The 13,238-nt window shown below is 69.1% G+C and carries 14 protein-coding genes; 8 read left to right on the forward strand and 6 right to left on the reverse strand.

Annotated features, from left to right (window positions below; translation table 11 throughout):
* Positions 1 to 108 precede the first annotated feature (108 nt).
* The 3 genes from ABZT47_RS12130 to ABZT47_RS12140 all read left to right on the forward strand — a co-directional run bounded on the left by ABZT47_RS12130 (position 109) and on the right by ABZT47_RS12140 (position 4,274).
* Entirely contained in the window at positions 109 to 2,880 is a 2,772-nt protein-coding gene (locus ABZT47_RS12130; RefSeq protein ID WP_354839487.1) for an immune inhibitor A domain-containing protein, read from the forward strand.
* A 147-nt stretch (positions 2,881 to 3,027) separates the two neighbouring features.
* Entirely contained in the window at positions 3,028 to 3,966 is a 939-nt protein-coding gene (locus tag ABZT47_RS12135; protein ID WP_354839489.1) for a diacylglycerol kinase family protein, read from the forward strand.
* Positions 3,967 to 3,977: 11 nt separating this feature from the next.
* Positions 3,978 to 4,274: a DUF6247 family protein gene (locus ABZT47_RS12140; RefSeq protein WP_354839492.1), complete on the forward strand. Its 297-nt coding sequence runs from the start codon at positions 3,978 to 3,980 to the stop codon at positions 4,272 to 4,274.
* Positions 4,275 to 4,277: 3 nt separating this feature from the next.
* Here ABZT47_RS12140 and ABZT47_RS12145 read toward each other — a convergent pair whose 3' ends face one another.
* Positions 4,278 to 5,486, reverse strand: a complete 1,209-nt coding sequence (locus tag ABZT47_RS12145; RefSeq protein ID WP_354839495.1) for an aminotransferase class I/II-fold pyridoxal phosphate-dependent enzyme — start codon at positions 5,484 to 5,486, stop codon at positions 4,278 to 4,280.
* 211 nt (positions 5,487 to 5,697) lie between these two features.
* Between ABZT47_RS12145 and ABZT47_RS12150 the strand changes: the two genes are divergently transcribed.
* The 4 genes from ABZT47_RS12150 to ABZT47_RS12165 all read left to right on the forward strand — a co-directional run bounded on the left by ABZT47_RS12150 (position 5,698) and on the right by ABZT47_RS12165 (position 8,322).
* Entirely contained in the window at positions 5,698 to 6,063 is a 366-nt protein-coding gene (locus tag ABZT47_RS12150; RefSeq protein ID WP_354839498.1) for a DUF5335 family protein, read from the forward strand.
* Between the two features lie 68 nt (positions 6,064 to 6,131).
* Positions 6,132 to 7,289: an acyl-CoA dehydrogenase family protein gene (locus ABZT47_RS12155; protein WP_354839501.1), complete on the forward strand. Its 1,158-nt coding sequence runs from the start codon at positions 6,132 to 6,134 to the stop codon at positions 7,287 to 7,289.
* The gene (locus ABZT47_RS12160; RefSeq protein WP_354839504.1) at positions 7,286 to 7,852 is read left to right on the forward strand and encodes an HIT family protein; all 567 of its coding nucleotides are present in this window, start codon (positions 7,286 to 7,288) and stop codon (positions 7,850 to 7,852) included. The genes ABZT47_RS12155 and ABZT47_RS12160 overlap by 4 nt, the downstream gene beginning before the upstream one ends.
* Positions 7,853 to 7,998: 146 nt before the next feature.
* The gene (locus tag ABZT47_RS12165; protein ID WP_354839506.1) at positions 7,999 to 8,322 is read left to right on the forward strand and encodes a hypothetical protein; all 324 of its coding nucleotides are present in this window, start codon (positions 7,999 to 8,001) and stop codon (positions 8,320 to 8,322) included.
* A gap of 241 nt (positions 8,323 to 8,563) precedes the next feature.
* Here ABZT47_RS12165 and ABZT47_RS12170 read toward each other — a convergent pair whose 3' ends face one another.
* Positions 8,564 to 8,974 carry a PIN domain-containing protein gene (locus ABZT47_RS12170; protein ID WP_354839509.1) on the reverse strand — a complete coding sequence of 137 codons (411 nt, stop codon included), beginning with the start codon at positions 8,972 to 8,974 and terminating at the stop codon, positions 8,564 to 8,566.
* Positions 8,975 to 8,979: 5 nt separating this feature from the next.
* Between ABZT47_RS12170 and ABZT47_RS12175 the strand changes: the two genes are divergently transcribed.
* On the forward strand, positions 8,980 to 9,195 hold the full coding sequence (locus tag ABZT47_RS12175; protein ID WP_354839512.1) for a hypothetical protein: 216 nt from the start codon (positions 8,980 to 8,982) through the stop codon (positions 9,193 to 9,195).
* Positions 9,196 to 9,523: 328 nt separating this feature from the next.
* Here ABZT47_RS12175 and ABZT47_RS12180 read toward each other — a convergent pair whose 3' ends face one another.
* From ABZT47_RS12180 to ABZT47_RS12195, 4 genes are all read right to left on the reverse strand, one after another.
* On the reverse strand, positions 9,524 to 9,988 hold the full coding sequence (locus ABZT47_RS12180) for a tetratricopeptide repeat protein (protein WP_354839514.1): 465 nt from the start codon (positions 9,986 to 9,988) through the stop codon (positions 9,524 to 9,526).
* Positions 9,989 to 10,094: 106 nt separating this feature from the next.
* Complete coding sequence (locus ABZT47_RS12185; protein WP_354839517.1) at positions 10,095 to 11,027, reverse strand: helix-turn-helix domain-containing protein; 933 nt, start codon at positions 11,025 to 11,027, stop codon at positions 10,095 to 10,097.
* A 343-nt stretch (positions 11,028 to 11,370) separates the two neighbouring features.
* Positions 11,371 to 12,201 (reverse strand): oxidoreductase, encoded by an 831-nt coding sequence (locus ABZT47_RS12190; protein ID WP_354839519.1) that lies wholly within the window; start codon positions 12,199 to 12,201, stop codon positions 11,371 to 11,373.
* Between the two features lie 16 nt (positions 12,202 to 12,217).
* A complete protein-coding gene (locus tag ABZT47_RS12195; RefSeq protein ID WP_354839522.1) occupies positions 12,218 to 13,093 on the reverse strand; it encodes an NAD(P)H-binding protein in 876 nt (291 codons plus the stop codon).
* Positions 13,094 to 13,238: the final 145 nt, after the last annotated feature.

Here is a 13,238-nt window from a genome sequence, read left to right on the forward strand (position 1 = left end):
AATCTGGGGCGTTCGTTGGCTAAGCGCCGCAGATCTCCACCGTTGGCGTGTCCATTCACGGCACGCCTTGACGTCGCCCGGACACCCCGGGCGGAGGAGGAAACCTCGTTGTCACGCAGAGTCAGGCGTCTCGTCGCCGCGCTGCCGGTTCTCGGACTGGCGGCGGCGGGCCTCGCGGTCACGGGTGCCGCGGCACCCGGTGACACCTCGGTCGCCAAATATAAGCCCAGCGCGAGCGACTACTACATCAACTACGCGCCCCCGAGGGTTCAGAGCGAGAGCGCCTCGAAGGCGGAGGAGAAGGTGGACACCGGAGCGGCCAAGCGGCGCCGCGACGTGCCCACCGCCGAGGAGATCGACCACAAGTTCTCCCTGGGCAACCCGGTCGCCGCCCGTGAGCTCACCAAGCGCGAGCACACGGCCGTCCGCACCGGCAAGAACCCCTTCGAGTTCCTGTACAAGAAGGCCAAGGTCACCCAGCAGGCCAAACTGCTCACCCTTCTGGTCGAGTTCAACGAGAACGCCAACGACGACTTCTCGGGTTTCAGCCACCCCAAGAGCACCGACGAGCCGGACGTCTGCGTCACCGAGCCGCCCGGAACCAAGGTGAACGGGCCGCTGCACAACACCATCCCGAACCCCGCCACCGCCGCCGGCGGCGGCAAGGACAACAACTCGATGTGGGTGAAGGACTTCAACAACGCCCACTACAACAACATGCTCTACTCCAGCAAGGGCATCACCCAGCGGGTCCGCACGGACCTGAAGGACCCTCGCGACGGCAAGCCGGGCATCGACATCTCCGGCTACACCATGAAGAACATGTACGAGGAGATGTCCAAGGGCGCCTACACCGTCACCGGTGAGGCCCTGGGCTGGATCAAGGTCCCGCACTCCGAGGCCTGGTACGGCGCGGGCGCCTGCGGCGCCGCCATCCAGGACAGCTCCGGCCACCCGGACAACCCGCGCGGCACCGCCCAGATGGGCGTCGACGCGGTGAACATCCTGGCACAGCAGAACCCGAGCTTCCCGTGGGCCGACTACGACAAGGAAGACACCTCCGACGCCGACGGCGACGGCAACTACAACGAGCCGGACGGCGTCATCGACCACCTCGTGCTCGTGCACGCCGGTGAGGACAAGTCCGGCGGCGGCGGCGCGCAGGGCACCTTCGCGATCTGGGCGCACTCCAGCGCGATCCCCGGCGGCTACACCATCCCCGGCACCAGCATCAAGATCTCGAACTACATCGTGCAGCCGGAGGACTCCGGCGTCGGCGTGTTCGCCCACGAGTACGGCCACGACCTGGGCCTGCCGGACCTGTACGACGCCACCGGCGCCGGCGACAGCGACGTGGAGTTCTGGGACCTGATGTCCACCGGCTCGCACTCCGGGCCGATCTTCCAGTCGATGCCCATCCACATGGGCCTGTGGGACAAGTGGGTCCTGGGCTGGGCCAACCCCAAGGTGCTCAACCCCGGTGACGGCACCAAGCTGCTCACCGTCGGCCAGTCCTCGCGCACGCCGAAGCTCACCGAGGACGGCGTCCGGCTCAACCTGCCCGACAAGGACGTGGTCCTCACCACCCCGCACAGCGGCAGCAAGGTGTGGTGGTCGGGCAACGACCAGGACTGGGCCGACGTGCGGATCACCCGCGACGTGACCGTCCCCGCGGGCACCGACACCAAGTTCCGCTTCTGGAACGACTACACCATCGAGCAGGACTGGGACTACGGCTTCGTCGAGGTCTCCACCGACGGCGGCGCCACCTGGTCCGAGCAGAAGATCTACGGCGAGGACGGCTCGCTCGTCTCCACCGGGGACGACTACGCCGACCCCAACAAGCGCATGAAGGACTACGGCAACAAGAAGTACGGCCTGACCGGCGACTCCGGCGGCTGGCAGCACTACTACGCCGACCTCGCGCCCTTCGCCGGCAAGAGCGTCAAGCTGCGCCTGCGCTACGCCACCGACGCCGCCGCCGAGGAGCGCGGCTGGTTCGTCGACGACCTGTCGATCACCAGCGGCGCGACCACCGTGTGGAGCGACGACGTCGAGCAGGGCGCCAACGGCTGGACCGCCACCGTCGGCACCTTCGTCGACACCACCGGCGCCGGCTGGACCCAGCACTCCGGAGCCCTCAAGAGCGCCCAGTACTACCTGGCCGAGTGGCGCAACCTGGACGGCTTCGACAAGGGCCTCAGCTACACCTACGACACCACCTGGAACCGTGACGGCGCCTGGAAGGTCGAGAAGGTCCCCTACAACGCCCCGGGCATGCTGGTCTGGCTGCGTGACACCTCGCTCGGCTACAACAACGCGGCGTCCAACATCTGGTCGCTGCCGTCGGCCGGCGCGAAGGGCCAGCTGCTGCTGGTCGACTCGCACTTCGACCCGCTGCGCCGCACCGGGAAGGCCGCCGAGGTCGACCCGAGCGTGACCAAGAACATCCCCTCCCGCCCGCAGGCCTCCAACGCGGCGTTCGGCTTCAACAAGACCTACTCCTTCAAGGAGTGCCTGGAGTCGGCGCCGTTCGTCGAGGCGTGCACCTCGTTCAAGCCCCAGGAGCCGGTAAAGGCCTTCACCGACGCCAAGGGCTGGTACCCCGGTCTGGAGTCCCGCGAGGACGGCCTGTACTACCGGTTCCGCGACGGATCGGTGGTCGTCCCCTCCAAGGGCGACCAGCCGTACTCGGTGCGGATCGTCAACGCCGACGGCACCCCGGCGACCGACCTGTACGGCGAGACCGTCAACGGCTTCACCCTCGGCACCGGCAACCCCGGCGACGAGGGCAAGCAGCTCGGCGCGCAGGTCAAGCTGATCGCGCCGCTGCCGGGCAACCTGGGCGTGATCGCCCAGTTCACCGCGCCGAAGAAGTAGATCGGCACGGATGACCATATAGAGCGGCGGCCGGCCCGCGAGCCGGCCGCCGCCACCCGGGACGGGCGCGGCCTCGCCGCGCCCGTCCCGTTCGTTTTCCCCGCCCGCATAGCATGTCCCGGACGGAAACTACGGGACGGGTGATCGGTGAGCGAGCTGCGGACCAAGGCGGAACACACCAGGGCGATCCGCGATCTGCGCAGAGTGGTCCTTGTGGTGAACACCCGGTCCCGCCGGGGCCGCCACCGCTACTTCGAGGCGCTGCGGCTGATGCAGGCCGACGGCTTCCGGCCGCTGCGCACCTACGCCGTCATGGACCCCTCGCGGCTGCCGCAGATCCTGGACGAGGCCCTGGACCTCCAGCCCGACCTGCTCGTGGTCGGCGGCGGCGACGGCACGCTCAGCTCGGCGGTCAAGCACGTCGCCCACCGGGACGTCGCCCTCGGGGTGCTCCCGCTCGGCACCACCAACAACTTCGCCCGCAGCCTCGGCCTGCCCCTCGACCTGGCCATGGCGGTCAGGGTGTTCAGCAGGGGCAAGGTCGCCGACATCGACCTCGGCATGGCGGGCGACCAGCCGTTCGCCAACCTGGCGAGCTTCGGGGTGTCGGTCGAGGTGGCGGGCACGGTCAGGCCGTGGCTCAAGCGGATGCTCGGCCGCGCGGCCTACCCGCTCACCGCGCTCACCGTCCTGCCCCGCCACGAGCCGTTCCGCGCCTACATCACCGTGGACGGCCGCCGCCACGAGCTGCTGACCCACCAGCTCAACATCGCCAACGGGCGCTACCACGGCGGCTGGCAGATCGCCCGCGACATCAGCATCGACAACCGCCGCCTGGTCGCCTACCAGCTCGGTTCGGGCAAGCGGCTGCGGCTGCTCGCCGAGACCCTGGTGCGCGCCGCCGGGGGCCGCTGGCGCAGCCTGGCGGGCGGCCCGTTCGTCACCGGCACCGAGATGCTGCTGGAGACCGAGCCCCCCCTCGCCGCCGACGTGGACGGCGAGGTCCTGCTCCGCACCCCCCTCACCATCAAGGCCATCCCCAACGGCCTCCGCGTCATGGTCCCCCCCGGCTTCATCGACACCTGAGACTGGCCGGCATGACCGCTCCGCCTCTGGAACCTGTCGCGCCCCGTGATCCTGGGGAGGACCCTGCCGCGATCTTCGAAGCGCTTCCGCCGTCGCATCGCGCCCAGTTCCGGTCGGAGTACGACGAGGCTCTGGACGTCGCGCACGACCCGGCCGGGTTCAAGCGGGTGCGGACGCTGTTGCGTCAATGGAGCCTGCGAGCGATCGCCTACGCCCGCCCCGGCTACGAGGAGGCCGTCGAAGACGGCCTCCGAGGCCGCACGGAGATGTTCACCCACTACGGCGAGTGGGGGAGGACGCTCTCGTAAGGGTCAGAGGGCGTCCAGGGCGGTGGGGCGGGGGGTACGGGCGGGGCCGTCCAGGGAGGAGGCCATGCGGGCGATCGCGTCGGTGAGGAGGTCGGGTGGGGTGGCGAAGTTGAACCGGGCGAAGCCGCGGCCTGGCGCGCCGAACTTCAGGCCCGAGTACAGGGCCACCGAGCCGCGGCGCAGGAACCACTCGGCCGGGTCGTCGCCGAGCCCGAGCGCCCGCAGGTCGAGCCACGCCAAGTAGGTCGCCTGCGGCGGCTGGTATCCCACCCCGGGCAGCCGTTCGGCGAGCAGGTCGCCCAGCAGCGCGCGGTTGGCGTTCAGCCCGGCCATCAGCGCGTCCAGCCACGGCTCGCCCGCCGTGAACGCGGCTTCGGAGGCCAGCACGCCGAACATCCCCGAGCTCTCGCTGACCTCGGCGGCGATGGCGGCGAGGTCGCGGCGGGCCTCCGGCCCCGGGACGGCCAGCGCGGCCTTCAGCCCGGCCAGGTTCCACGCCTTGGACGCCGACACCAGCGCGACCGACCGGGCCGCCGCGGGGTCGTCGAGCGACGGGAACGGCACGTGCCGCGCGCCCGCGTAGACCAGCGGGGCGTGGATCTCGTCGGAGACCACCCGCACCCCGTACCGGCCGGCGAGCGCGGCGACGGCGTGCAGCTCTTCCTCGGTGAGCACCAGCCCGGTGGGGTTGTGCGGGTTGCACAGCAGGAACGCGGCGGCTCCGGCGGCGAAGTCGCGCTCCAGCGCCGCGAGGTCCAGCCGGTAGCCGTCCGGGCCGAGCGTGAGCGGGCTCTGCACGACCTCACGGCCGATGCGCGGCAGCCAGTAGAAGTACGGGGGGTAGGCCGGGGTGTTGACCACCACCCGGTCGCCCGGGGCGGTCACCAGGTGCAGCACCTCGATGATCCCCGCCATCACGTCCGGCACCAGGCGGATCGCCGCCGGGTCGGTGTGCCAGCCGAAGCGGCGGGCGGCGAACGCGGCGAAGGCCTCCGGCAGGCCGCACGCCACCGCGTACCCGGTGTCGCCGCGGGCCACGGCCTCGCGCAGCGCGGCGGCGATCGGCTCGGCGAGCGGGGTGTCCATCTCCGCGACCCACATCGGCAGCACCTCCGGCGGGTACTCCCGCCACTTGGCGCTGTGACGTTCGCGCAGCTCGTCGAGGCCGAGCGCGGAGAGGGGCCCGCCGGGGCCGTGGCCGGTGCCGATCAAGGTGATCCTTTCGGGAGGGTGTACCAGGCTCATCCCCACGAGACCCGGTTTCATCCGTCATTGAGGTGATAGCACATGATCTGTCCCTTTGGTGGTTCAGGGTGATCGCCCATCTCCTACCCGATCGGGTGATGTGCCCGCCTTCGGGACGCCCGACCATGGATCTGACGCGGCGCGGCCCGCGGACCGCGCTCAAGAGAGGGGGCATGCCATGAAGGAGCGCCGGCCCGACCTTCCGCGCGGCGAATGGCGGGAGTTCTTCGACGCGATGACCCGCGACTACGAGGGCGTCGAGGTCACCGTCGAAGTGGTCAGCAGGGACCTCGGCGACCTGATCGAGGCCGAGCGGTCGCCGCTGGCCTACCTGGAGTACGACCCCAAGGACGATGAGTTCGCGGTCGGCCTCGGCGGGCCCAGCGGTGACACGGTGACCCGGCACGCCGTCCCCCACCCGCGCCAGATCATGGCGGACACCGTGCAGCAGGGCTCCGTGCGGGCCTTCGACGTCGTCGACGCGGAGGGCGCCCAGACGATCGTGACGCTGCGCCGCCCGCGGCTCGCCTCGCGAGCGACCTGAGCTTCGCGCGCAGGCGCGGGCGTGCTGGAATGGCCGGGACCGGCCCCCTGCCAAGATCGGACGCCCGCATGGACTTCGAGCTGAACGAGGATCAGCGCATGTTCCGGCGCACCCTGCGCGAGTTCGTCGACCAGGAGATCATCCCTGTCGCCTCCGAATGGGAACGCGAGGGGCGCTACCCCGAGGAGATCGTCGAGGGATTCCGGCGGCTCGGCCTGTTCGGCGTCACCGTCCCCGAGGAGTACGGCGGCCTCGACCTCGACCGGGTGTCCTTCGCCCTGGTCTTCGAGGAGATCGCCCGGGGCTGGATGGGCGTGGCCGGCGTCCTCGGCTCCCACACGCTGTCGGCCTGGATGATCGCCCGGTACGGCACCGACGAGCAGCGGGCCGCCTACCTGCCCGACCTGGCCACCGGCGCCCGCCGCACCGGCATCGCCCTCACCGAGCCCGGCGCCGGCACCGACCTGCAGGGCATCCAGACCCGCGCCGTCCGCGACGGCGACGAGTACGTCATCGACGGCACCAAGACCTGGATCACCAACGCCCGGCACGCCGACCCCCTCCCCGTCCTGGTGAAGACCTCCATCGCCGAGCCGCCGCACAAGGGCATGTCGGTGCTGCTCGTCGACGCCGACCGCGGGTTCACCGTCAGCCGCGACCTGCCCAAACTCGGCTACAAGGGCACCGAGACCTGCGAGGTGGTCTTCGACGGCGTCCGGGTGCCCGCCTCGGCCCTGCTCGGCGGGATCGAGGGACGCGGCATGCAACAGGTGCTGTCGGCGCTGGAACTCGGCAGGATCAACATCGCCGCCCGCGCCGTCGGGGTCGCCCAGTGCGCTTACGAGGCGGCCCTGAACTACTCCCGGGAGCGCCACGCCTTCGGACAGCCCATCTCCGGCTTCCAGGCCGTCCAGCTCAAGCTCGCCGACCTGGCCACCGAGATCCAGGCGGCCCGGCTGCTCACCTACTGGGCGGCCGACCGCTCCCAGGCCGGCGCGGTCAACGCCGAGGCGGCGATGGCCAAGTACTTCGCCTCGGAGGTCGCGCTGCGCGCCACCATGGAGTCCATGCGCATCCACGGCGGCTACGGTTACTCTCAGGAGTTCGTGGTGGAACGCCTCTACCGCGACGCCCCGCTCATGGCCATCGGCGAAGGGACCAACGACGTGCAGCGCATGGTCATCGCCCGCGCGCTGCTGTCCGGCGCCGCGAAGGTCGGCTGGTGACGCCCCCCGCCGCCCCGCAGAGCGCCGGAGCCGCCGCCACGGAGACCGCCGGGGCCGCCCCGCAGACCGCTGGGGCCGCCGCCACGGGGACCGCCGGGCCTGCCGCCCCGCAAGCCGCCGGGGCCGCCGTCACCGGGAGCGCCCGAGACTGCCTGTTCTGCCGTATCGCCAAGGGGGAACTGCCCGCCCACCTCGTCCTCGCCGACGAGGTCGCCGTCGCCTTCCTCGACGTCCGGCCGGTGTTCAAGGGCCACGTGCTCGTCATTCCCAGGGACCACGCCGAGACCCTCGGCGACCTGCCGGGGGAGGCCCTCGGACCGTACTTCGCCCGCGTCCAGGCGGTCTCCCTGGCCGTGGAGAAGGGCCTCGGCGCCGCGGGCAGCTTCGTCGCCATGAACAACCGCATCAGCCAGAGCGTCCCCCACCTGCACACCCACGTCGTCCCCCGCCACAAGAAGGACGGCCTGCGCGGCTTTTTCTGGCCCAGAGTCAAATACGAAGACGACGCCGAAGCCGCCACCTACGCCACCCACCTCCGCGAAGCCCTCGAAGCGACCCCATAACCCGCCACACCGGCACCGTCTCCGCCCGAAAATGGGCCTCGCTCCGCTCGGACTGTATTTCCCGAACTCCGCCTCGCCCGCGAAGTCGGAGTCTTGCTCTATGCCAGGAAGGGTGAGAAGTGACAACGGCGACCATGATGCGAGTGATGGAAGACTCGGCCCTCGGTGAACACGGCGAGTTCACGATCGTCGACGCGGGCGACGTCGAGGATCCCGACGCCAAGCCGCTCGCGGAATCATGGGAAGAGCGGGACATCACCGGAGATTGGCTGGCTGCCGCCGATAACGTGCTCATGATCAACGGCGGGTACACGGGCGCGTACCGCATACGGGTCCGTTTCGAACTATGGACCTCCGATCCGGGCTGCGGGCCCGACCGGCACCCCGACGTCGATGAGCTGACTACCTCCTTCTCCAGCACCAGCGGGTCGGTCATGGTCGAGGAGATGTTCTGGGGCCGGAGATCATGAGCCGTTCGAACTCGGCCCACCGAAACAGAGGTGGCACGTCAGAGGGCATCGAAAACAACTCCTGCCACCCGGCTGCTTTCCTCATGACTTCGACGGAGAGTGGGAAAGCCATATTTTCCAGATCTGGCCGTTCTCGTGAAACAACTCAACTGGTTCCCCGGAATCTCGTACACTCTGGTCAATGATCGATCGTTCGTTTTCCGAAGGTCGGCTATATTTGACTTGTTGCCAGCACTTATCGCTATGGATGCAGGGCGAAGCCGTTGATGTGACGTGGACGTACTACCCGAAAGTGGCGGTAATCCAACGTCGCGACGTCTTGAACTCCCAGACGCTCGGCTATCGCGATGACGGAGGCGTCTACCGCCCCAAGTGGGAAGTCGGCATATGATGTGACGAGTTCAGCCATACGGTCTAGATCTTGCGATGTCAGCGCCTCTAGTTGAAGCTCCTCATCCGCGACTGATCGAAGGAAGTTCGCCTCAACGGCGGGGCCGACCCTGGACTCCAGAAGCCAGCAGACCTCGGTCAGAACCGGCGCGGGGACGACCAAAGGCCCGCCGCAGTGTTCCAAGAACTCTAGACAGCGCTTGTGGTCGGCGTCATCGCTGTTGAGGACCGCGACAAGCGGCCCTGTATCACAGAGGATCACGCCGTGTGCCGGCCCAACTCAGCTCGGATGATGTCCTCGGAACGAGCGGCGAGGTCTGGTTCGGCCTTCATGAGACCCGCGAAGGAGAGCCGACGGCGGCGCCCCCCCTCAAGCGTGGGTACAGCCGGTTCGTCGCCGTGGTTCTCGCCGACAAGGTGGAGGACGACGGCCCGTACAGCCTTGGCTTGGTCCGGCGTCAACTGGTCGACCAAGCGGTGTAGATCTTCATCTCTATATGCCAAGCCCATGACCTCCAGCTTACGCAGCGGAGTTGATCGTTTCCGGACTGTGAGGAAACCTATTGAGATCCCGCGTAGTCTGTACGACCTACCCACACGTCTACCCTGACCCTACTGGGACTACGCATGTCGTCGATCCTGCCCAGGAGCGCTGCGCGGCCGCTGCAGGATCACGATCACCATCGAGTCGATCGCTTCGGCGCGATGTCCACAGGCGAACATGCGGGAGGGCGGCGGTTTGAGTAGGTCAATCCGCTCGACTGTTCTCTCCGGGTTCGCCCGGACGTCACTGGGCGCACGCGAGCCGGGATCAGACGGTCTCATCCAACCGCTCGGCCAGTCGTTCCAGGCCGCCCCTGATGAGCTTGCCGTACCCGTCGTCGGCAAGCGCGTCTAGCCCGGCCCGGGCCTGCTGGAGGTGCTCGCGGGCGCGGTCGAGCTCACCCAGCCGGCGATAGCAGTCACCCAGGTTCAGGTGCAGCGACGGGTACAGGCCGGCCACCGGCAGGGCCACTCCGGCCTGCGCCACCTGGTCATCGGTGACCCGGTCAGCGGCGGCGAGGGCCCGCAGATCCCACAGCAGCTCTTGGTTCACGTCGTCCTGTACGTCGGCCATCGAGTGGGCGAGGACGCAAACATGCAAGGGCTCGCCCTGCTCGCCGCCGATGTCCTCCCAGATCTGCGCGAACAGGTCACGAGCGGCGTCACGCTGACCTTGGCCGTGATGCAGTTCCACCGCCTGGCCGATCCGGGTCAAAGTTGTGTCGGCGGTCATCGGCGTCTCCTCCACCATCACAGGGCAACCGCGGTCAGCCTAGCCCTGCCGAAATGGCCCTCGCTCCGCTCGGATGCATGCCCGCCTTTTGGCGAAGATGTGGCGGTCATGCGTCCACCGTCTCGTCCTTGTGGCGGAACAGGGTCCGGTATTCCTGAGGGGAAGTGCCGAGATGCCGGTGGAATGCGGCCCGCATGGAAGCGGGTGCGCCGAGCCCGGTGAGGCGGCCGATCTGCTCGATCGGCACGGTGGTCGCCTCCAGCAGTTCACGTGCTCGGTCGATGCGTGCGTCGGTCAGCCAGGCCATGGGCGGGGTGCCGGTCTCCTTGCGGAAGCGGCGGATCAGTGTCCGCCGCGACATATGGGCGCGTTCCGCGAGGTCGTCGACGGTCACGGGCTTCGCGAGGTTGTCGAGCATCCACTGGCGCAGAGGAGCGAGTTCGTCTCCGCTCGCTTGGGGGCGGAACTGGTCGACGAACTGTGCCTGGCCTCCCCGCCGCCGTGGCGGCGCGACGAGCTCGCGTGCGCGTGTGTTCGCTGCCGCGGCGCCGCGGTCGGTGCGGATCAGGTGCAGGCACAAGTCGATTCCCGCGGTCACGCCGGCGGAGGTGAGGATGTCGCCGTCGTCGGCGTAGAGCTGATTCGGCAGGACTTTGACGCGTGGGTAGCGCTGACGTAGTTGCTCGGCGAGCCGCCAGTGTGTGGTCGCGGGGCGCCCGTCGAGCAGCCCGGCCGCGGCAAGGGTGAAGGCCGCGGTGCAGATGGAGACGAGTCTGGCGCCTCGGGCGTGAGCCGCCTGTAGCGCCGCCAGAAGCTCGGTTGACGGGGCCGTATCGATGTCGTCGTACCCCGGAATGATCACGGTGTCGGCGTCGTCCAGGGCCTCGAGACCAGCCGCGACCGTGATCGCGAAGCCCTGCCCCGGCACTCGTCCGGCCTCGGTGTCGGCGCACACGGTCAGCTCGTAGTGAGGGTCCATGGCGAAGATCTGGGTCGCGATACCGAACTCAAGGGGGAGCACACCGGGCAGCAGGAGCACCGCAACGTGGTGTCTGCCTGTCATAGTGGCACTACCTTAGCGACCATGGCCATCCGTGCCACGTGTGGGAAGTAGGTCTCGCAGCGTCGGGCCATGACCGACACCCTCGCTCTCTCGGAAGGGCTGCGGAACGGGGGACTCGATCTTCCTGGCACGTGACCGTGTCCCGCGCACCGTTCGTGCGGAGGCCGCGCCGCCCCATCCCGGTGAGCAGACCGTGCATCCGCGCCTCGACGGCGTCGAGGGTCGGGCTCGGAGGCCCACGACAGGGTCCAGGCGCGACCGAAGCTTCCGCCGGGCTTCGGACCGTGGTGCCGGAGAAGGCGGATCCGGCGTTGTCGTCCTAGTCGTGATCGGTGGAGAGGGCGACATGCCGCCAGGCGTCCATCTCATAGCGGAAGGTTTCCAGCTTGGTGCCGAAGGCCTCCAGGGTGTCGGCTCCGAGTGGGAGACGCAGGGGCGGCTCGGTGATGTCGGCCATCTCGACAATGGCGCGCGCGGCCTTGACCGGGTCGCCGGGTTGAGCGTGGTTCAGGCTCGCGGCGGCCGCACGCATCGCCCCGGCGGTGGCCGCGTAGTCGTCGATGGTGGCGGGGCCGGTGTGCAGGCTGGCGGGGTCGAGGAAGTCGGTGCGGAAGAAGCCCGGTTCGACGAGCGTCACGTGGATGCCGAGGGGGGCCAGTTCGGTGTGGAGGGTCTCGGTGAAGCCTTCGACGGCGAACTTCGTGGAGGCGTAGATGCCCCAGCCCGGCGCCGTGGCGAAGCCCGCGATGGAGCTGATGTTGATCACGTGGCCGGAACGCTGATGTCGCAGTGCCGGCAACACGGCGCGCTGGACGGCGAGCGGGCCGAACACGTTGGTCTCGTACACCGCGCGGACCGCGGCGTCGTCGGACTCTTCGACGGCGGCGAGCAGTCCCGTGCCGGCGTTGTTGACCAGGACATCGATGCGCCCGAACCGCTCGATCGCCGCGTCGACGGCCGCCTGGATGCTCCGCGGGTCGGTCACGTCCAGCGCCACGGTGTGCAGCGCGTCCCCGGCGTCGGGGAGCTGCTCGCGGACGGTTTCGGTCTTCCGCGCGGTCGCGACCACCTGGTGCCCGGCGGCGAGGGCGGCACGGGCGATTTCCAGGCCGAAGCCCCGGGACGATCCGGTGATGAACCAAACGCTCATTGCTCTTCTCCCGTGTTCAGATGATGGGCGAGGCGAAGGCCGCCCGGTTCTGGGCGACGAACGTCTCGACGTCGAGGGGGTCGGTGCCGCCGATCCTCTTGACCAGGTCGTTGGCGCCGGCGAAGACGCCGTTGCGGTAGTCGACGGCCACGGCGAGCAGGTGCTGGATCAGGTGGTCCGGCGCGCCGCGCCCGTGCAGGATGGCGGCGAATTCGTCGAGTTCGATGGGCACGTAGGTGACCTCGCGGTTCAGCGCCCGCGACATCTTCTCGGCGATCTCGTAGTGGTTGAGCTCCTCGGCTCCGTACAGCGGGTAGATCTGGGCGGCGTGCGGGATGGGGTCTTCGAGGATGGCCGCGATCACCTTCGCCTGGTCGCTTTCCGCGATGGGGGCGTGGCGTCCGTCGGCGAAGGGCAGGCGCAGTTCGCCGGTTCCGTCGGCCCAGGTGTCGATCAGCCACTGGGCGAAGAAGGTCGGCCGGAGGTGGGTGACGGGGACCTGAGAGTGGTCCAGGAGACGTTCGGCGACCCAGTGCTGGCGTGCCGCGTTGCTGGCGGTGTGGCGGCGGGCGGAGACCTGTGACATGTTCACGATCGCCTGGACGCCGTTCTCTTCGGCGGCCTGGGCCACGTTCGCGGTGGCGTCGATGAGGCCGGGGCGGATCGGATAGGTGAAGTACAGGGCGTCGATTCCCTCGGCCGCCCGGGCCAGGGAGTCGAGGTCGAGGACGTCGCCTTCGACGATGTCGGCTCCGAGGGCGGCGAGCCGCTCGGCGCGTGCGTCGAGACCGCGGACGAGTGCGCGGACGCGGTGCCCGCGCTGGAGCAGCAGTTCGGTGGTGTGGCGGCCGGTCTTGCCGGTGGCTCCGATCACGAGGAGGTGGCGTTCCATGAGGTGTTCTCCGTTTCTCGGGAGGGGCTGGCGAGGGCTCCCGCCTGCGGACGGACGGCCGCCTCGCCGAAAAATGGGCTCACAAGCCCTTTTTTTCCCGCCCTCAGAGAGAACACCATCAAGAAGGGGCTGTCAAGCCCTTTTT

Origin of the sequence: Sphaerisporangium sp. NPDC005289 (assembly GCF_040607455.1) — a bacterium.
Taxonomy (GTDB): Bacteria; Actinomycetota; Actinomycetes; order Streptosporangiales; family Streptosporangiaceae; genus Sphaerisporangium; species Sphaerisporangium rhizosphaerae.